The sequence below is a fragment of the Burkholderia sp. MSMB1459WGS genome (assembly GCF_001534535.1).
GTDB lineage: Bacteria > Pseudomonadota > Gammaproteobacteria > Burkholderiales > Burkholderiaceae > Burkholderia.
On record NZ_LPMU01000061.1, the window covers coordinates 179,882 to 199,604 of the forward strand.

Consider the following 19,723-nt stretch of genomic DNA (forward strand, 5'->3'; position numbering starts at 1 on the left):
ATCGTGCGGGGCTTTTTTGCGCAGGCAGCAGCGCGTTCGGCTTACTTCACGCGCATGCCGGGCTTCGCGCCGCTGTGCGGTTCGAGGATGTAGAGGCCCGGTTCCGCCTTTTCGTCGGCGGCCGACGCGGCGAGCACCATCCCTTCGGACAGGCCGAACTTCATCTTGCGCGGCGCGAGGTTCGCGACCATCACCGTCAGCTTGCCGACGAGCTGCTCCGGCTGGTACGCGGACTTGATGCCCGAGAACACGTTGCGGGTCTTTTCCTCGCCGACGTCGAGCGTGAGCTGCAGCAGCTTGTCCGAGCCTTCGACGGCCTGGCACGCGACGATCTTCGCGATGCGCAGGTCGATCTTCGCGAAATCGTCGATCGAGATCGGCGCGTCGTCGGTGCCGTTCGCGGCGGCCGGCTTCTCGTTGGCATTGCGCTTCGCATTCTTCGCGGCGTTCGCGCTCGCGGCGGCTGCACCCGTCGCTTCGGCCTGCAGCGAATCGCGGTTCGCGGCGAGCAGCGCTTCGATCTGCTTCGCATCGACGCGCGTCATCAGGTGCTGGTACGCCTTGATCGGCTGCGCCGACGACAGCGGCTTCGCGGCATCGGCCCACACGAGCGGCGGGATCCCGAAGAACGCCTCGACCGCTTCGGCGACGCGCGGGATCACCGGCTTCAGCGCGAGCGACAGCAGGCGGAAGGCTTCGAGGCTCACGCTGCAGGTTTCGTGCAGCGCGACCGCGTTGGCCGGATCCTTCGCGAGATCCCATGGCTTCGCGCCGTCGACGTACGCGTTCACTTCGTCCGCGAGCTCCATCGTGTGGCGCAGCGCGCGGCCGTATTCGCGTGCTTCGTAGTTCGCGGCGATCTGCGCAATCGCATCGCGCAGCTTCGCGACGAGCGGATGATTCATCGCGCTGTCCTGCACGCGGCCGTCGAAACGCTTGATCAGGAAACCTGCCGCGCGACTCGCGATGTTCACGTACTTGCCGACGAGATCGCTGTTCACGCGCGCCTGGAAGTCGTCGAGGTTCAGGTCGATGTCTTCCATCGTCGCGTTCAGCTTCGCGGCGAAGTAGTAGCGCAGCCACTCGGGGTTCAGGCCCGTGTCGATGTAGCTCCGCGCGGTGATGAACGTGCCGCGCGATTTCGACATCTTCGCGCCGTCGACCGTCAGGAAGCCGTGCGCGAACACGTTGGTCGGCGTGCGGTGCCCCGAGAACTCGAGCATCGCCGGCCAGAACAGCGTGTGGAAGTACAGGATGTCCTTGCCGATGAAGTGATACTGCTCGGCCTTCGAGCCCGGGCGGATCCACGCATCGAAATCGATGCCGTTGCGGTCGCACAGGTTCTTGAAGCTCGCGTAGTAGCCGACCGGCGCGTCGAGCCACACGTAGAAATACTTGCCGGGCGCGCCGGGGATCTCGAAGCCGAAGTACGGCGCGTCGCGCGAGATGTCCCAGTCGGCGAGCTTGGCTTCGCCGGCATCGCCGAGCCATTCGCGCATCTTGTTGGTCGCTTCGGGCTGCGCGAGGCCGCTCACCCATTCGCGCAGGAACGATTCGCAACGCGGGTCGGACAGGCGGAAGAAGTAGTGCTTCGAGGTCTTGCGCACCGGCGTCACGCCCGACACGACCGAATACGGGTTCAGCAGTTCGGTCGGCAGGTACGTCGAGCCGCACACCTCGCAGCTGTCGCCGTACTGGTCCTTCGCGTGGCACTTCGGGCACTCGCCCTTGATGAAGCGGTCCGGCAGGAACATTTCCTTGACCGGATCGTACGCTTGCTCGATTTCGCGTTCGGCGATCAGGCCGGCTTCCTGCAGCGCCAGATAGATCTTCTCGCTCAGCACGCGGTTCTCGTCCGAATCGGTCGAGTAGAAGTTGTCGAACGACACGCCGAAGCTGTCGAAGTCGCGCTTGTGCTCGGTCCACACGCGGTCGATCAGCTGCTTCGGCGTCAGGCCTTCCTGCTCCGCGCGCAGCATGATCGGCGTGCCGTGCGTATCGTCGGCGCCGATGTAGTAGACCTCGTGGCCATGCATTCGCAGCGCCCGCACCCAGATGTCGGTCTGGATGTACTCGACCAGGTGGCCGATGTGGATCTGCCCGTTGGCATAGGGCAGTGCGGACGTAACGAGGATCTGGCGGCCGCCTTGCGGCGCCGCAGCCTGCACGGTAGTGAGGTCGGATGCGGACATAGGGTCTGGAGAAGAACAGCGGGAAAAACGACGGGAAACCGCGATTCTAGCAGGGGCACGGGCCGGCGCGGCGGGCACGCGCCGCGGACCGGGCGGCGAAAGGGGCGCGGCTGCGCATGCGGCGCGCCCGACAGCGTCGTGCTGCATTGCAGCACGAATTTCGCGGGCAAAAAAAACCGGGGCGGATACGGCCCCGGAGCAACAACGACAAGAGGAGAATGGTGACGCGCCGGCAACACCAGCCGCGTACCGTAAATACTGACCACGGGCTGCGACAGAAGTTCGAAAAATTTTTCGATTTGTTACCGGCCCCGCCGAAAGCCTTGTGAGGCGGGGCTGTGCGGGCAGGGCGCCCGCACGTTTCCTCTCGTGGTCGCGCTTACTGATGCTGTTGCGGCGCGCGCAGGTAGATCTCGACGCGGCGGTTTTGTGCGCGGCCGGCTTCGGTCGCGTTGTCCGCGATCGGGTTCGATGCGCCCATGCCTTGCGCCGACAGACGGCCGCCGTTCACGCCGCGCTGCACGAGCGCGTTCACGACGCTTTGCGCGCGGTTCTGCGACAGCGTCTGGTTCAGCTGCGCCGAGCCCGTGCTGTCCGTGTAGCCGACGATCGACGCCGTCACTTGCGGGTTCTGGTTCAGCGTCGTCGCCAGGTCGTTCAGCAGCGGCGTGAACGCCGGCGTGATCGCGTACTGGTTCGTCGCGAACGTGACCGAGCTCGGCACGTTCAGCTTCAGCGAGCCGTCCGGCTGTTCGGTGACCTGCGTACCCGTCTGCGCTGCCGACGGCGCGAGCTTGTTCTTGATCGCTTGCCAGTTGTAACCCGTCACGCCGCCGACCAGTGCACCGACGCCCGCGCCGATCGCCGCGCCCTTGCCGCCGCCGGCCAGTGCGCCGATCCCTGCGCCCAGCGCCGCACCCGTGCCGGTGCCGACGGCCGTATTGTTGCCCTGCTGCGTGGCGCAGCCCGCCAGCAGCGCGCCGGCGAGTGCGAAGACGGACAGGCGAGTCGCGATTTTCATGTTCATGTTGGATTCCTCTCTTGGTTGAACGAGTCGACAACGACGACAAACAACAGCTACGGCTCCCTGCGCGGGCCCGCCGAAAAAGGAAGGCCGGCCTGCGCTCGCGGCAGCCGCCGAGGCGGTCGCATGCCCTGTCCGTCAGCGTGGCTGTTCGGACAGTGCGACGCGTCAGCCTCTACAATATAGGCGTAAGCGGCCGATTTGGCCCTATAGCGTGCCGCACGCGAAGAGTGCGCCGGGTCGCGCGTTCGCGCAATGGCGTGCAACAGATTCTTTCACTTTTCCCGATTTTCGCAGCGTAATTTGATATTTTTTGACGTTTGCGCGCGCGAAAAACGTTTTCACGGAGTTTCGATGAGCATTGACCGGGCACAAGTCGACGCCGCACTGGCGGCAGTCGTCGACCCCAATACCGGCCGCCCGTACGCGGCGAACAAGGGCGTGCGCAACGTCGCGATCGACGGCGATGTCGTGGCGCTCGACGTGGTGCTCGGTTATCCGGCGCGCAGCCAGCACGACGACGTGCGCGCGCGCGTCGCCGCGGCGCTGCAGGCCGTGCCGGGCGTGCGCGATGCGCGCGTCGCCGTGTCGCAGGAGATCGTCGCGCATACGGTGCAGCGCGGCGTGAAGTTGTTGCCGAACGTGAAGAACATCGTCGCGGTCGCGTCGGGCAAGGGCGGCGTCGGCAAGAGCACGACGGCCGTGAACCTCGCGCTCGCGCTCGCCGCTGAAGGCGCGGCGGTCGGCATCCTCGACGCCGACATCTACGGCCCGTCGCTGCCGACGATGCTCGGCATCCACGGCCAGCGCCCCGAGTCGCCGGACAACCAGTCGATGAACCCGCTCGTCGGCCATGGGCTGCAGGCGAACTCGATCGGCTTCCTGATCGAGGAAGACAACCCGATGGTGTGGCGCGGCCCGATGGCGACGTCCGCACTCGAGCAACTGCTGCGCCAGACCAACTGGCGCGAGCTCGACTACCTGATCGTCGACATGCCGCCCGGTACGGGCGACATCCAGCTCACGCTCGCGCAGCGCGTGCCCGTCACCGGCGCGGTGATCGTCACCACGCCGCAGGACATCGCGCTGCTCGACGCGAAGAAAGGGCTGAAGATGTTCGAGAAGGTCGGGATTCCGATCCTCGGCATCGTCGAGAACATGAGCATCCACATCTGCTCGAACTGCGGCCACGAGGAGCACATCTTCGGCGCGGGCGGCGCGGAGCGGATGGCGAAGGATTACGGCGTGAACGTGCTGGGCAGCCTGCCGCTCGACATCGCGATTCGCGAGCGCGCCGACAGCGGCGCGCCGACGGTTGCGGCCGAGCCGGACGGCGCGCTGGCGCGGCGCTACCGCGATATCGCGCGCGGCGTCGCGCTGGCGATCGCCGAGCGATCGCGCGACATGACGTCGAAGTTCCCGTCGATCGTTGTTCAAAATACGTAAAACCCTTGCGGGGCGGGGCCTCACGCTGTTTACGGCGCCGCGAGGCGCGGTATCATGGCGACTTTTCCCGGGTCCCTTTACCCACCCGGCGCGGCCGTCGTCTCACACGGCCGCCAGCCGGTATGAGGATCGAATGAAACAACGACATCACGGCGTGCGCGCCGGCCGCGCGCGGCGCGCGCTGCTGGCCGCCGCCGCGCTGGGCCTGCTGGCCGGCTGTACCTCCTTTTCCTCGTCGCACGAAAAACGGGCCGACGCGCAACTGCAGCCGACGGTCGGCTCGCAGGCGCGCGGCGCGGTGACGTTCGTCGAGCGCCCGGACGGCGTGCAGGTCACCTACAACCTGGTCGGCCTGCCGCCGAACAGCGATCACGCGCTGCAGGTGCACGAACGCGGCGACTGCAACGCGGGCGACGGCTCGAGCGCCGGCCAGGTGTTCGCGCCGGCCGCCGACCGGCTGCGCGCGGGCGCGCGCGTCGCCGGCGATCTCGGCAACATCCATGCGGATGCGAACGGCGTCGCGGCCGGCTTCATCGTCGCGCCCGACCTGGCCCTCGATGGCGTGCGCTCGGCGATGAACCGCGCGGCGCTGGTGCACCGCGACTCGAGCGACCCGGCGTTTCCGCAGCATGGCGCGGGGCCGGCGCTGGCTTGCGGGGTGATCCGTTGACGGCCGCCGCATGCGCGGGCCGACGATCGCGTAAAATGTGCGCCTTTCCCGGCCGCCGCCTGGCGCGAGCGGCCCTTCCCGACTGTCACGCAGCGTTTCCTGGCGCCCCGATATGAAACGACCCCAACGCTCACTTCGTTCGCTCGGGGGGACGCAGTCCCCCCGTTCCCGCCATGCGCGGAGGCCGGCATGAGCATCAAGTCCGACAAATGGATTCGGCGCATGGCCGAAGAGCACAAGATGATCGAGCCGTTCGTGCCCGATCAGGTCCGCGCGTCCGAGGACGGCCGCCGGATCGTCAGCTACGGCACGTCGAGCTACGGCTACGATATCCGCTGCGCGGACGAATTCAAGATTTTCACGAACATCAACTCGACGATCGTCGATCCGAAGAACTTCGACGAGGGCTCGTTTGTCGATTTCAAGGGCGACGTGTGCATCATCCCGCCGAATTCGTTCGCGCTGGCCCGCACCGTCGAATATTTCCGCATCCCGCGCACCGTGCTGACGGTCTGCCTCGGCAAGTCGACCTACGCGCGCTGCGGGATCATCGTCAACGTGACGCCGTTCGAACCCGAGTGGGAAGGCTACGTCACGCTGGAATTCTCGAATACCACGCCGCTGCCCGCGAAGATCTACGCGAACGAAGGCGTCGCGCAGGTCTTGTTCTTCGAGAGCGACGAGGTGTGCGACGTGTCGTACGCCGATCGCGGCGGCAAGTATCAGGGTCAGCGCGGTGTCACGCTGCCGAAAACCTGATCTGGTTGCATAACGTCTCACCAGTTTCCGGGTGACCGCTGCGCGTGACGCGCCGCGGTCGTTCTTTTTGGAGAATCGCCCATGAAGTTTCGTTTTCCCGTCGTCATCATCGACGAAGATTTCCGCTCCGAGAACATCTCGGGCTCCGGCATCCGGGCGTTGGCCGAAGCGATCGAGAAGGAGGGCGTCGAAGTCCTCGGCCTCACGAGCTACGGCGATCTGACGTCGTTCGCGCAGCAATCGAGCCGCGCGTCGTGCTTCATCCTGTCGATCGACGACGACGAACTCATGCTCGGCGAAACCGGGCCGGACGGCGAGCTGCCCGAGCTCGCGACCGCGATCATCGAGCTGCGCGCGTTCGTCACCGAAGTGCGCCGCCGCAACGCGGACATCCCGATCTTCCTGTACGGCGAGACGCGCACGTCGCGGCATCTGCCGAACGACATCCTGCGCGAGCTGCACGGCTTCATCCACATGTTCGAGGACACGCCGGAGTTCGTCGCGCGCCACATCATCCGCGAAGCGAAGGTCTATCTCGATTCGCTCGCGCCGCCGTTCTTCAAGGAGCTCGTCAAGTACGCGGACGAAGGCTCGTACTCGTGGCACTGCCCCGGTCACTCGGGCGGCGTCGCGTTCCTGAAGAACCCGCTCGGCCAGATGTTCCACCAGTTCTTCGGCGAGAACATGCTGCGCGCGGACGTCTGCAACGCGGTGGACGAACTCGGCCAGCTGCTCGATCACACGGGCCCGGTCGCGGCGTCCGAGCGCAACGCGGCGCGCATCTTCAGCGCGGATCACCTGTTCTTCGTGACCAACGGCACGTCGACGTCGAACAAGATCGTCTGGCACGCGACGGTCGCGCCCGGCGACATCGTGCTGGTCGACCGCAACTGCCATAAGTCGATCCTGCACGCGATCACGATGACGGGTGCGATCCCGGTGTTCCTCACGCCGACGCGCAACCATTTCGGCATCATCGGGCCGATCCCGCGCGACGAGTTCAAGCCGGAGAACATCCGCAAGAAGATCGAGGCGAACCCGTTCGCGCGCGAGGCGATGCGCCAGAACCCGGACATGAAGCCGCGGATCCTGACGATCACGCAGAGCACGTACGACGGCGTCGTCTACAACGTCGAGATGATCAAGGACCTGCTCGGCGACCTGCTCGACACGCTGCACTTCGACGAAGCGTGGCTGCCGCACGCGACGTTCCACGATTTCTACCGCGACATGCACGCGATCGGCGACGGCCGGCCGCGCACGGGCGCGCTCGTGTTCGCGACGCACTCGACGCACAAGCTGCTCGCCGGTATCTCGCAGGCCTCGCAGATCGTCGTGCAGGATTCGGAGAACCGCACGTTCGACAAGCACCGCTTCAACGAGGCGTACCTGATGCACACGTCGACGAGCCCGCAGTACGCGATCATCGCGTCGTGCGACGTCGCGGCCGCGATGATGGAGCCGCCGGGCGGCACCGCGCTCGTCGAGGAATCGATCGCCGAGGCGATCGATTTCCGCCGCGCGATGCGCAAGGTCGACGCCGAATACGGCGACGACTGGTTCTTCAGCGTGTGGGGGCCGGACAACCTGTCCGAGGAAGGCATCGGTTCGCGCGAAGACTGGATGCTGAAGCCGAACGACCACTGGCACGGCTTCGGCCCGCTCGCGGAAGGCTTCAACATGCTCGACCCGATCAAGGCGACGATCATCACGCCGGGGCTCGACGTCGACGGCGAGTTCGGCGAGACCGGCATTCCGGCCGCGATCGTCACGAAGTATCTGGCCGAGCACGGGATCATCGTCGAGAAGACGGGCCTGTATTCGTTCTTCATCATGTTCACGATCGGCATCACGAAGGGCCGCTGGAACTCGATGGTGACCGAGCTGCAGCAGTTCAAGGACGATTACGACAACAACCAGCCGCTGTGGCGCGTGCTGCCGGAATTCGTCGCGCAGCATCCGCGCTACGAGCGCGTCGGCCTGCGCGACCTGTGCACGCAGATCCACGACGTGTACCGCGCGAACGACATCGCCCGTCTGACGACCGAGATGTACCTGTCGGACATGGAGCCGGCGATGAAGCCGTCGGACGCGTTCGCGAAGCTCGCGCACCGCAAGATCGACCGCGTGCCGCTCGACGAGCTCGAAGGCCGCGTGACGAGCATCCTGCTCACGCCGTACCCGCCGGGCATTCCGCTGCTGATCCCGGGCGAGCGCTTCAACAAGACGATCGTGAACTACCTGCGGTTCGCGCGCGACTTCAACGAGCGTTTCCCGGGCTTCCACACCGACATCCACGGCCTCGTCGCGGAAGAGGTGAACGGCCGCGTCGAGTACTTCGTCGACTGCGTGCGCGACTGATGGCGACGCACGGACGATTCCGGACGATGCGCGCGGCGCTGGCCGCGCTCGTCGTCTGGGCGGCAGGATTGACGGGGCTCGCAGGCGCGGGTGCCGTTCACGCGGAAGTCGCGGCGGCCGACCCGATCGACGTCGCGATGCGGCAATGTCTCGCGCGGCGCGATCGGTCGTCGCCGGCCGGCCAGATCCAGTGCATGGGCGAAGCGCAGCAGCAGTGGCAGGCAGTGATGGACGGCGCGTACCAGCGCTTGTCGAAGGACGCGCCGGCCGACGCGAAGCGCGGCTGGCAGGAGAGCCAGCGCCGCTGGCTCACGTGGCGCAAGGACGAAGTGCAACTGCTGAAGGCCGTGTACGACACGACGCGCGGCACCGCGTATGCGATGTCGAGCGCCGACCTGCAACTGCAGCCGGTGCGCGATCGCGCGCTGGCGCTGCGTGGGGCGGCCGATCGCTATGCACCGCCGCCCGCCGCCGTGCCGGTCGCGGCGACGAGCGGTGCGCAGGGCGGTGCGGCTGCGGCTGCACCGGCCGGCGCCAAGCCGGCGAACGCGCCGCGCGATCCGGCGATCCGCCGCGTGCGGCCGTGCGCGCAGGACGCCGCGTGCGAACACGCGCTGTTCGACCTGAACCGCTATTACCAGAAGCTGCGCCGCAAGATGCCCGCGCATTCGGCCGCGACGCTCGTGCGCGCGCAGCGCGCGTGGGTGGCGTTCCGCGATGCGACGGCGCCGCTCGTCGGCGAGGACGGCCGCGTCGACCTGATCGGTGCGCGCATCGCGACGATGAAGCGGCTGTCGGAGACGGCCGGCAATCGGTAGGAATCGCGGCGAGGCCGATGATCCGGCTCGGCAACGCAAAACGGGCACCCTCGGGTGCCCGTTGGCATTGGCGGGCCGTGTGCGCCGCTTACGCGCTCTGCTGCGTGTCCAGCCGGCCGAACCACGTCGGCACGAGCGAGACCGCGTCGTCGAGCGACGCGAGCACGTGCAGGCTCAGCGCGACGATGTCGGGCGTCGGCGCCTTCAGGTCGGGCACGGTGACGACCGCGGCGCCCGCGCCGGCGGCCGACAGCGCACCGAAGTCGCTGTCCTCGAACGCGACGCACGCGTGGGCCGGCACGCCGAGGCGCTCGGCCGCGAGCCGGTAGACGGCCGGGTCGGGTTTGCCGCGCGCGACTTCGTCGCCGCCCGCGATCGCGCGGAAGAACGGCAGCACGCCGACGGCGTCGAGCCGCGCGCGGATCACGTCGCGCGCGGATGACGACGCGACCGCGCACGGAATGCCGGCCTGCGCGAGTGTGTCGAGCAGCGCAAGCGCGCCCGACTTCAGCGGAAACTTCGGATGGGGTTCGGGTGCGGCGAGTTGCTCGCGCACGCGGATGCGCACCGCGTCGAACGTGTCGGGGTCGCCGATCAGTCGCGCGAGGATCACCTGGCCTTCGGCGAACGAGCGGCCGACGATCTGCAGATAATCGATCTCGGTCAGCGCGACGCCGTGCGCGTTCGACACGTCGATCCACGTGTTCATGATGGTCCGCTCGGAATCGACGAGCAGGCCGTCCATGTCGAAGAGCGCGGCGGAAAAGGTCATCGGGGCATCCGTGAAGCGGGGGAGGCGGCGGGCGGCGCGTCGGCCGCCCGAATGAAAAACGGACGCCGAAGGCGTCCGTCGGAGACTGCGGGTCGTTACTTGCCCAGCGCGGCGCGGGCAGCGTTGACGGCCGCACGCACCTGGTCGGGCGCGGTGCCGCCCGGATGGTTGCGGCTCGCGACCGACCCTTCGAGCGTCAGGTAGCCGAACACGTCGTCGCCGATCAGGTGCGCGACGTTCGGCAGTTCCCGCTTCATCTCGTCGAGCGTCAGGTCGGCGAGGTCGATGCCGCGGTCGTCGCAGATCTTGACCGCGTGTGCGACGGCTTCGTGCGCGTCGCGGAACGGCAGGCCGCGCTTCACGAGGTAGTCGGCGAGGTCGGTGGCGGTCGAGAAGCCCTGCAGCGCGGCCGCGCGCATCGCGTCCGGCTTCACGGTGATGCCCGCGACCATCTCGGCGAAGATCCGCAGCGTGTCGGCGACCGTGTCGACCGTGTCGAACAGCGGTTCCTTGTCTTCCTGGTTGTCCTTGTTGTAGGCGAGCGGCTGGCCCTTCATCAGCGTGAGCAGCGCCATCAGGTGGCCGTTCACGCGGCCGGTCTTGCCGCGCGCGAGTTCCGGCACGTCGGGGTTCTTCTTCTGCGGCATGATCGAGCTGCCGGTGCAGAAGCGGTCGGCGATGTCGATGAAGCCGACGCGCGGGCTCATCCACAGCACGAGCTCTTCGGAGAAGCGCGACACGTGCGTCATCACGAGCGCGGCCGCCGCGGTGAATTCGATCGCGAAGTCGCGATCCGACACCGCGTCGAGCGAGTTCGCGCAGATGCCGTCGAAGCCGAGCGTCTTCGCGACCGCGTGACGATCGATCGGGTAGCTGGTGCCCGCGAGCGCGGCCGCGCCGAGCGGCAGGCGGTTCACGCGGGTGCGGCAGTCGCGCATGCGTTCCGCGTCGCGCGTGAACATCTCGACGTACGCGAGCAGGTGATGGCCGAATGTGACCGGCTGCGCGACCTGCAGATGCGTGAAGCCCGGCATGATCGTGTCGGCGTTCTGTTCCGCGAGGTCGATCAGTGCGCCGCGCAGGTCGTTCAGCAGGCCGCCGATGCGGTCGATCTCGCCGCGCAGCCACAGGCGGATGTCGGTCGCGACCTGGTCGTTGCGCGAGCGGCCGGTATGCAGGCGCTTGCCGGCATCGCCGATCAGCGCGGTCAGGCGCGCCTCGATGTTCAGGTGGACGTCTTCCAGGTCGAGCTGCCATTCGAATTCGCCGCGCTCGATTTCGCCCTTGATCTGCGCCATCCCGCGTTCGATCGCGGCCAGGTCGTCGGCGCTGATGATCTTCTGCGCGGCGAGCATGTTCGCGTGCGCGAGCGAGCCGGCGATGTCGACGAGCGCGAGGCGCTTGTCGAAAAACACCGACGACGTGTAGCGCTTGACCAGCTCCGACATCGGTTCCGAGAAGCGGGCCGACCAGGCCTCGCCCTTTTTGTGCAGTTGGGACGTCATGGCGATTCTTCGAAGGGGAGTTGGGCGGCGTGCGCCGCCGAGGGAATCCCGCGATTCTAACATTCGCGGGCCGGCCCACCGGCCTTTGCCGGCGCGGGCGGTGCTCAGTCGCGTACCAGCACGACGAGCTTCAGGTCCTCGCGGTGCGCGGGCTTCAGCGTAATCTGCTGGTACACGAGGCGGCCGTCGGCCGGGTGGTCGAATTCGCGCAGCCCGCCTTCGCGCTCGAACACGTCCTGGGATGCCCAGTACTGCGCGAACGCGTCGCTGCCGGCCGTCAGCGCGTCGATCAGCGCGCGCGTCGGCGCATCGGTCAGGTGGCGGATCGCATCGGCGCGGAATTCGGCCGCGAGCCGCCGCGCGCGGGTTTCCCAGTCGACGATCAGCGTGCGGGCGTCCGGCGACATGAACGTGAAGCGCAGCAGGTTGCGGTCGTGCTCGCCGTCGAGCCAGCCGGAAAAGAGTGCGGCGGCCGGCGCATTCCACGCGAGCGCGTTCCATTGGCGGTCGAGCACGTAGGCGGGCGTCGCGATCGCCGCGACGGTCGCGGCGAGCGTCGGCGGCAGGTCGCCGCCCGCGACATCGGGCTCGGCTGGGTCGCGCTGCGCGGCCAGCTCGAACAGGTACGCGCGCTCGGCCTTCGACAGTTGCAGCGCGACGGCGATCCGGGCGAGCGCGTCGGCCGACGCCGACACGGGCCGGCCCTGTTCGATCCACGTGTACCAGGTCGGGCTGACGCCGCACAGTTGCGCGACTTCCTCGCGCCGCAGCCCCGGCGTGCGGCGGCGCGGGCCGGGCGGCAGGCCGACGGCCTGCGGCGACAGCCGCTCGCGATGGGCGCGGATGAATTCGCCGAGCGCGCGAGCGGGCGTGGCGTCGAGCGGCGGGACGGGAGCGGAGGACGGCTGGTTCATGCGGAAACGGCGAAATGGAGACGAAGACGCGGCAACGATCAGACAGGTGGATCGAATACCAGAATAACTGCTTAACTTGTACTGGTACACGTGCGGGCCTATTGTAGCGGCTCGCGCGCTGGCAGGGCAGCGGGCGTCCCACAAAACGTTGCACGGGGCCGGATCGCGCGCGGGAGCGCCGGGTTCGGCCGGCTGCATCAAGAAAAGGAGCGAACGATGAAACACCACGACCAGGTCGCCGACGCATTCGGCACGACGGCCGCCGCCTATCTGACGAGCACGGTTCATGCGACGGGCGCCGACCTGCAGGCGCTCGCCGACGCGGTGAGTGCGACGCCCGATGCGGCGGTGCTCGACCTCGGTTGCGGCGCCGGCCACGCGAGCTTCGCGGTCGCGCCGCACGTGCGCGACGTGGTCGCGTACGATCTCGCCGCGCCGATGCTCGCGACCGTCGACGCGGCCGCACGCGAGCGCGGGTTCGCGAACATCCGCACGCAGCAGGGCCCGGCCGAGCGGCTGCCGTTCGACACCGCGACGTTCGACTGGGTCGTGAGCCGGATGAGCGCGCACCACTGGCACGACATGCGCGCGGCGCTCGCCGAGGTGCGTCGCGTGCTGAAGCCGGGCGGCCGCGTGTTGATGATCGACATCGCCGGCAACGACCATCCGCTCCTCGATACGTACCTGCAGGCCGCGGAAGTGCTGCGCGACGCGTCGCACGTGCGCGACTATCGCGCGGACGAATGGCTCGCGATGTTCCGCGCAGCCGGTTTCGATGCGCAGGTGCACAGCCGCTGGCGGTTGCCGATCGATTTCGACACGTGGGTCGCGCGCATCCGCACGCCGGCCGACAGCGTCGCCGGCATTCGCGCGCTGTGGGCGCATGCGCCGGACGAGGTGCGCGGCTATTACGCGGTGCAGCCCGACGGTTCGTTCGAGCACGATGCGTTGCTGATCGACGCGCACTGAGCGTGCGGCGCGCGCCGCGCCGTTTCTCGTCGCATGAAAAAAGCCGCGATCCGCATGGGCGCGTATCGCGGCTTTCGTTGTCCCGGGCGGCGCGGAATGCACCCGCGCCGCGCGCGGATCAGCCGGTGTTGCGCAGGCCGGCCGCGATCCCGTTGATCGTCAGGTGAATCCCGCGGCGCAGCCGCGCGTTCGTGTCGCCCGCGCGGTGACGCTTGATCAGCTCGACCTGCAGGTGGTTCAACGGATCGAGATACGGGAAGCGGTTCTTGATCGAGCGCGCGAGCAGCGGGTTGGTCGCGAGGCGGCTTTCGTGCCCGGTGATTTCCGCGAGCGCCTGCGACGTGCGCTCCCATTCCGCGACGATCCGCTCGAACACGTGCTTGCGCAGCTTGCGGTCGGGCACGAGTTGCGCATAGCGCGACGCGACCGCGAGATCGGTCTTCGCGAGCACCATGTCCATGTTCGACAGCAGGTTCGAGAAGAACGGCCAGGTCTTGTTCATCTTCTTGAGCAGCGCGACGCGTTTCGCGCGTTCGGCGTCGTCGGGCGCGCCGTCGAGATACGCGCTCACCGCGCTGCCGAAGCCGTACCAGCCGGTCAGCAGCAGCCGGCACTGACCCCACGAGAAGCCCCACGGAATCGCGCGCAGATCCTCGATCTTGCGCTGCTTCGGATCCTGCAGCTTGCGCGACGCGGGGCGGCTGCCGATGTTCAGCTCGGCGATCTCGGTAATCGGCGTCGACGCGAAGAAGTAGTCGGTGAAGCCCGGGGTTTCGTAGACGAGCGCGCGATACGCGGCCATCGCCGAGTCGGACAGCGTCTGCATCGCGGCTTCGAACGCGGGCAGTTGCGCCGGTGCGTTCGACTGCGGCAGCAGCGACGCCTCGAGCGTCGCGGCGACGACCGTCTCGAGGTTGCGCCGGCCGATCGACGGGTTCGAGAACTTGCTCGCGATCACCTCGCCCTGTTCGGTCAGGCGGATCTGGCCGTTCACGGTGCCCGGCGGCTGCGACAGGATCGCCTGGTAGGTCGGGCCGCCCCCGCGGCCGACCGTGCCGCCGCGGCCGTGGAACAGTCGCAGCGTGATCTTGCGCTCGCGGAACAGGTCGACGAGTGCGAGTTCCGCGCGATACAGCTCCCAGTTCGACGTGAGGAAGCCGCCGTCCTTGTTGCTGTCGGAGTAGCCGAGCATCACTTCCTGTTCGGCGCCCTGGTGCGCGATCAATGCGTCGATGCCCGGCAGCGCGAAGTATTCGCGCATGATGCGCGACGCGTCGCGCAGGTCGGGGATCGTCTCGAACAGCGGGATCACCATCAGGCTGTTGCGCGCGTCGCCGCCCGGTACGCCGAGCGTGCCTTCGAGCAGGCCCGTCTCCTTCTGCAGCAGCAGTACTTCGACGAGGTCGCTGACGGTTTCCGTGTGCGAAATGATGTAGTTGCGCACCGCGCGCGCGCCGAATTGCGCGCGGACCTCGCGCGCCTTCTCGAACACGCCGAGCTCGCTCTGCGCGAGCGCCGAGTATTCGAGGTACGGCGAGCGCAGCGGGCGCGGATCGGCGAGCGCGGCGAGCAGCACGCGCAGCTTGTCTTCCTCGGCGAGCGCCGCATAGTCGGCCTCGACGCCCGCGCGCGCGAACAGCTCGGCGACCACCGCCTCGTGGATGTCGGAACTCTGGCGCAGGTCGATGCTCGCCAGATGGAAGCCGAATACTTCGGCCGCGCGTACGAGCGGCGCGAGGCGCGGCGCGGCGAGCGACGTGCCGTGGTGTTCGTCGAGCGACGCGGTCAGCACCTTCAGATCGGCGACGAACGCTTCGGAATCCTCGTACGGAATCGCGCGCACCGGCGGCGCGCCGCGGCCCGCGCTGCGCACGGGCACCGTGCCTTCGCCGACGCGCACGCGCGCGCTCGCGGCGAGCCGCGTGTAGATGCCGATCAGCGCGCGACGATACGGTTCGTCGACGCGGTGCGGCGACTGGTCGGGCGACGCTGCCGCGAGCGCCTTCACCGCGTCGTTCGCGCCGACCAGCAGGTTCGACACCGACAGCTCGGCGCCGAGCTTGTGCACCTGTTCCAGATAGTGTTCGAGGATCACCGCGGCCTGGCGGTTGATCGCCTCGTCGAGCGTCGACGCGGTCACGTTCGGGTTGCCGTCGCGGTCGCCGCCGATCCAGCTGCCCATCTGGAAGAACGCGGGCACGCGGGCCGACAGGCCGTGCTCGGCGAGCGCGGCCTCGATGTCGCCGTACAGCGCGGGCAGCTCGTCGAGGAAGGTCGCGCGGTAGTACGACAGCGCGTTCTCGATTTCGTCGCCGACCGTCAGGCGCGAGTCGCGCAGCATGCGCGTCTGCCACAGCGCGGTCACGCGCGCGCGCAGCATCGCTTCGTTGTACTGGCGCTCGCGCGCGGTCAGTTCCTGGTCGCGCTCGGCGAGCAGGCGCGCGATGTCGTGCTGCGCGTCGAGGATGCTCTTGCGCTGCACTTCGGTCGGGTGCGCGGTCAGCACCGGCACGATCAGCGCATCGTCGAAGAAGCGTTGCAGCAGGCGCTTCGACGCGTTGCCGGTGGTTTTCAATTGATCGAGCGCGTACGCGACCGTGCCGGGCTGCGGCGCGGAGCCGGCCAGTGCGTGGATGCGGCGGCGGCGGTTGTGATGGCGGTCTTCCGCGATGTTCGCGAGGTGCGAGAAATAGCTGAACGCGCGCACGACGCTCACCGTCTGCTCCGGCGTCAGCTTGCGCAGCTTCTTCTCGAGCGTCTGCGCGGCTTCGCTGTCGTCCTCGCGGCGGAACTTGACCGCGGTCTGGCGGATCGCCTCGACCACGTCGAACACGGTATCGCCTTCCTGTTCGCGCACGACGTCGCCGAGCAGGCGGCCGAGGAAGCGGATGTCTTCGAACAGCGGGCGGTCCTTGTCGTCGCGCGCGCGGGTGCCGGCCTTCGTCGCCGTTTTTGTCTGACGTATCGGGTCTTTCGGTTTCGTTGCCGTGGGTTTCGTTGCCGTTTTCGCACGGCCGTTCGCGGCGGTGGCGAGCGTGCCCGTCGGGGCGTCGGAGGAGGGCAAGGCAGCATTGCGGCGCGCCGTACGCGCCGATCCGGAAGACTTCACGATGGGTTTCCTTGGGAAAGCTCGAGTCAAAAGGAACTGCGGAAACTGCGGGAACTGCGGTCAAGCAACCAGCTACGTGCGGCACATCCGCACAACGGCGCCGCGACCCGCACGGAAGCAGGCCGGGCGCAGGCTCCGGGCTCGGGCCGCCGGGGCGTGCGTGCTACCATTGTTCGGTCTTCAATCCCGTCCTTCGATGTTCCAGCAATGAATTCCGAGACCCCCGCGGCCGGGCCGCAACAGGCACGGCCGCCCGCGACGTTGACGATCGCTTCGCGCGAGAGCCGCCTGGCGATGTGGCAAGCCGAACATGTGCGTGATGCGCTGCGCAAATTATATCCAGCTTGTGACGTGAAAATCCTCGGGATGACGACGCGCGGCGATCAGATTCTCGATCGCACGCTGTCGAAGGTCGGCGGCAAGGGCCTGTTCGTGAAGGAACTGGAGAGCGCGCTGGCCGACGGCCACGCCGATCTCGCGGTGCACTCGCTGAAGGACGTGCCGATGGCGCTGCCCGACGGCTTCTCGCTCGCCGCGATCATGGAACGCGAGGACCCGCGCGATGCGTTCGTGTCGAACGACTACGCGTCGCTCGATGCGTTGCCGGCCGGCGCGGTCGTCGGCACGTCGAGCCTGCGTCGCGAAGCGATGCTGCGTTCGCGTTATCCGCATCTCGAGGTCCTGCCGCTGCGCGGCAACCTCGACACGCGTCTCGCGAAACTCGACCGCGGCGACTACGCGGCGATCATCCTTGCGGCGGCGGGGCTGAAACGCCTCGGTCTCGAAGCGCGGATCCGCACGCTGCTCGACGTCGAGGCCAGCCCGCCCGCAGCCGGCCAGGGCGCGCTCGGCATCGAGATCGCCGCGCACCGCGACGACGTCGCCGCGTGGCTCGCGCCGCTGCACGACCCGCAGACCGCGCTCGCGGTCGAGGCCGAGCGGATGGTGTCGCGCGCGCTCGGCGGCAGTTGCGAGGTGCCGCTCGCCGCGCACGCGGTGTGGCGCGCGGGCGAGCTGTACCTGACGGGCCGCGTGTCGACCACCGACGGCAAGCGCGTGCTGACGGCCGAGGAGTGCGGGGCCGTCGTGACCGTCGCCGATGCGCTCGCGCTCGGCCGCGCGGTATCCGACGAGCTCGAGGCGCAAGGCGCGCTCGACATCGTCCAGGCGCTGCTCGCGGGCTCGCAGGCCGCGGGCAAGGGCGACGCCTGATGGCGGGCGGCGCGCGCGCGTTCACCGCTGTCCTGACGCGTCCGGACGGCCAGTCCGACGCGCTTGCGTCGCAACTGGCCGATGCCGGTTGCGACGTGCTCGAATTCCCGCTGATCGACATCGCGCCGGTCGACGATCCGGCGCCGCTCGACGCCGCGTTCGCGGCGCTGGCCGACTACGCGCTGGTGATTTTCGTGTCGCCGAACGCGATCGATCGCGCGCTCGCGCGGTACGGCGCGATCTGGCCGAACGCGCTGCCGGTCGGCGTGGTCGGGCCCGGCAGCGTCGCGGCGCTCGAGCGTCACGGCATCGCGGCGCCCGCGCATCGCGTGATCGCGCCGCAGCCCCCGCCCGACGGCGGCGTGCCCCATTACGATTCGGAAAGCCTGTTCGCGAGCATCGAGGCCGCGTTCGGCGGCGCGCAGGCGCTGGCGGGCAAGCGCGTGCTGATCGTGCGCGGCGACGGCGGACGCGAATGGCTTGCCGACCGCCTGCGCGAGGCCGGTGCGGACGTCACGCTCGTCGCCGCGTACCGGCGCGTCGTGCCGGAGCCGCGCGTCGGCGCGTGGGAGCGCGTGCACGCGCTGCTCGACGGCCAGCCGCACGCGTGGCTGGTCACGAGCTCGGAAGGTGTGCGCAACCTGCACGAGCTCGCGCGCGTCCACCTGAACGACGCCGAGATCGACGCGCTGAAGCATGCGCCGCTCGTGACGCCGCACCCGCGGATCGAGCAGACCGCGCGCGCATTGGGTTTTGATAGGATTACGCTGACCGGCGCGGGCGATGAGCGCATCGTCCGCGCGTTTCGAACGATGGCCGACGAGGCCGTCCAACCGGCGACAGCCGCACCGGTGACTAAACGCATGACAGATACCAACGATTCCAAAAGCGTCGCTTCCCAGCCGGCCGCTGCATCCGCACCGCCGTCCAGCCCTCCTTATCTCGCGCCCGAGCCGCGTGCGCGCCGCGGCGGCAGCGCGGTGCTGTGGTTCGTCGTCGTCGTGCTCGGCTGCGCGGCGGGTGTCGGCGGCTACGCACTGAACCGCAAGATCGATCGGCTCGACGGTACGTTCGTCGCGCGCCAGAAGGCGCTCGACGCGCAAGCGGCCGAAACGCGGATGAAGACCGAGCAGGCGCTCGCCGGCACGCACCAGGTCGACACGCAGCTCGCGCAGCTCGACGGCAAGCTCGCCGATGCGCAGAGCGCGCAGCAGGCGCTGCAGCAGCAATACCAGGACCTGTCGCGCAACCGCGATGCGTGGATGCTCGAGGAAGTCGACCAGATGCTGTCGAGCGCGAGCCAGCAGCTTCAGCTGACCGGCAACACGCAGCTCGCGCTGATCGCGCTGCAGAACGCCGACGCGCGTCTCGCGACGTCGCAGAGCGCACAGGCCGTCACGGTGCGCAAGGCACTCGCGCAGGACATCGAGAAGCTGAAGGCCGCGCCGGCAGCCGATCTCACCGGCCTTGCGATCAAGCTCGACGATGCGATCGGCAAGATCGACGCGCTGCCGCTGTCGGGCGAGGCGATCGTGCCGCACGCGGCGCCGAAGGCCGCGCCGGCCGACGCCGCTTCGTCGATCGCTGCCGGCGAGCCGCGCTGGAAGGTGTGGTGGCACGACTTCTCGGCCGGTCTCGGTCAGCAACTGAAGGGCCTCGTGCAGGTGCGCCGGATCGACCACGCGGATGCGATGCTCGCGTCGCCCGACCAGGGTTACTTCGTGCGCGAGAACGTGAAGTTGCGTCTGCTCACGGCGCGGCTGTCGCTGCTGGCGCGCAACGACAGCGCGATGAAGGCCGACCTGCACGCCGCCCAGGCGTCGCTCGGCAAGTATTTCGATCAGGCGTCGAAGGACACGCAGACCGTCGAGGATCTGCTCAAGCAGGTTGACGGCGCATCGCTGACCGTCGCGGTGCCGAACCTGAACACGAGCCTGAACGCCGTTCAGCAGTTCAAGAGCCGGGGGTAACG

14 protein-coding genes are annotated in these 19,723 nt (G+C 68.3%); 8 read left to right on the forward strand and 6 right to left on the reverse strand.

The features are described 5' to 3' along the window. Positions 1-41 precede the first annotated feature (41 nt). Together metG and WT97_RS23660 are read right to left on the reverse strand one after the other, a co-directional pair. A complete protein-coding gene (metG, locus tag WT97_RS23655) occupies positions 42-2,192 on the reverse strand; it encodes a methionine--tRNA ligase (RefSeq protein WP_060354530.1) in 2,151 nt (716 codons plus the stop codon). 379 nt (positions 2,193-2,571) lie between these two features. Next, positions 2,572-3,219 carry an OmpA family protein gene (locus tag WT97_RS23660; protein WP_006485420.1) on the reverse strand — a complete coding sequence of 216 codons (648 nt, stop codon included), beginning with the start codon at positions 3,217-3,219 and terminating at the stop codon, positions 2,572-2,574. Positions 3,220-3,570: 351 nt separating this feature from the next. Between WT97_RS23660 and apbC the strand changes: the two genes are divergently transcribed. The 5 genes from apbC to WT97_RS23685 all read left to right on the forward strand — a co-directional run bounded on the left by apbC (position 3,571) and on the right by WT97_RS23685 (position 9,270). Continuing rightward, on the forward strand, positions 3,571-4,662 hold the full coding sequence (gene apbC / locus WT97_RS23665; RefSeq protein WP_059504822.1) for an iron-sulfur cluster carrier protein ApbC: 1,092 nt from the start codon (positions 3,571-3,573) through the stop codon (positions 4,660-4,662). A 133-nt stretch (positions 4,663-4,795) separates the two neighbouring features. After that, the gene (gene sodC / locus WT97_RS23670; RefSeq protein WP_034208121.1) at positions 4,796-5,332 is read left to right on the forward strand and encodes a superoxide dismutase [Cu-Zn]; all 537 of its coding nucleotides are present in this window, start codon (positions 4,796-4,798) and stop codon (positions 5,330-5,332) included. Between the two features lie 189 nt (positions 5,333-5,521). Further along, positions 5,522-6,091 (forward strand): dCTP deaminase, encoded by a 570-nt coding sequence (gene dcd, locus WT97_RS23675; RefSeq protein WP_006398615.1) that lies wholly within the window; start codon positions 5,522-5,524, stop codon positions 6,089-6,091. 81 nt (positions 6,092-6,172) lie between these two features. Continuing rightward, positions 6,173-8,452: an arginine/lysine/ornithine decarboxylase gene (locus WT97_RS23680; RefSeq protein WP_059504824.1), complete on the forward strand. Its 2,280-nt coding sequence runs from the start codon at positions 6,173-6,175 to the stop codon at positions 8,450-8,452. Further along, positions 8,452-9,270 carry a lysozyme inhibitor LprI family protein gene (locus tag WT97_RS23685; protein ID WP_059504826.1) on the forward strand — a complete coding sequence of 273 codons (819 nt, stop codon included), beginning with the start codon at positions 8,452-8,454 and terminating at the stop codon, positions 9,268-9,270. The genes WT97_RS23680 and WT97_RS23685 overlap by 1 nt, the downstream gene beginning before the upstream one ends. Before the next feature lie 88 nt (positions 9,271-9,358). On the opposite strand, the gene WT97_RS23690 is transcribed toward WT97_RS23685, so the two are convergent. From WT97_RS23690 to WT97_RS23700, 3 genes are all read right to left on the reverse strand, one after another. Then, positions 9,359-10,042, reverse strand: a complete 684-nt coding sequence (locus WT97_RS23690) for an HAD family phosphatase (protein WP_059504827.1) — start codon at positions 10,040-10,042, stop codon at positions 9,359-9,361. A gap of 95 nt (positions 10,043-10,137) precedes the next feature. Next, positions 10,138-11,547 (reverse strand): argininosuccinate lyase, encoded by a 1,410-nt coding sequence (gene argH, locus WT97_RS23695; protein WP_059504829.1) that lies wholly within the window; start codon positions 11,545-11,547, stop codon positions 10,138-10,140. 104 nt (positions 11,548-11,651) lie between these two features. Beyond that, the gene (locus WT97_RS23700) at positions 11,652-12,461 is read right to left on the reverse strand and encodes a helix-turn-helix transcriptional regulator (protein ID WP_059504830.1); all 810 of its coding nucleotides are present in this window, start codon (positions 12,459-12,461) and stop codon (positions 11,652-11,654) included. Positions 12,462-12,677: 216 nt separating this feature from the next. Here WT97_RS23700 and WT97_RS23705 point away from each other — a divergent pair, with 216 nt between their 5' ends. Further along, entirely contained in the window at positions 12,678-13,430 is a 753-nt protein-coding gene (locus WT97_RS23705; RefSeq protein ID WP_060354531.1) for a class I SAM-dependent methyltransferase, read from the forward strand. A gap of 118 nt (positions 13,431-13,548) precedes the next feature. On the opposite strand, the gene ppc is transcribed toward WT97_RS23705, so the two are convergent. Further along, complete coding sequence (ppc, locus tag WT97_RS23710) at positions 13,549-16,539, reverse strand: phosphoenolpyruvate carboxylase (protein ID WP_059795816.1); 2,991 nt, start codon at positions 16,537-16,539, stop codon at positions 13,549-13,551. Positions 16,540-16,746: 207 nt separating this feature from the next. Between ppc and hemC the strand changes: the two genes are divergently transcribed. Both hemC and hemDX read left to right on the forward strand, forming a co-directional pair. Further along, positions 16,747-17,751: a hydroxymethylbilane synthase gene (hemC, locus tag WT97_RS23715; protein ID WP_060354532.1), complete on the forward strand. Its 1,005-nt coding sequence runs from the start codon at positions 16,747-16,749 to the stop codon at positions 17,749-17,751. Beyond that, positions 17,751-19,721, forward strand: a complete 1,971-nt coding sequence (gene hemDX / locus WT97_RS23720) for a fused uroporphyrinogen-III synthase HemD/membrane protein HemX (protein ID WP_060354533.1) — start codon at positions 17,751-17,753, stop codon at positions 19,719-19,721. The genes hemC and hemDX overlap by 1 nt, the downstream gene beginning before the upstream one ends. The last annotated feature ends 2 nt before the right edge of the window (positions 19,722-19,723 follow it).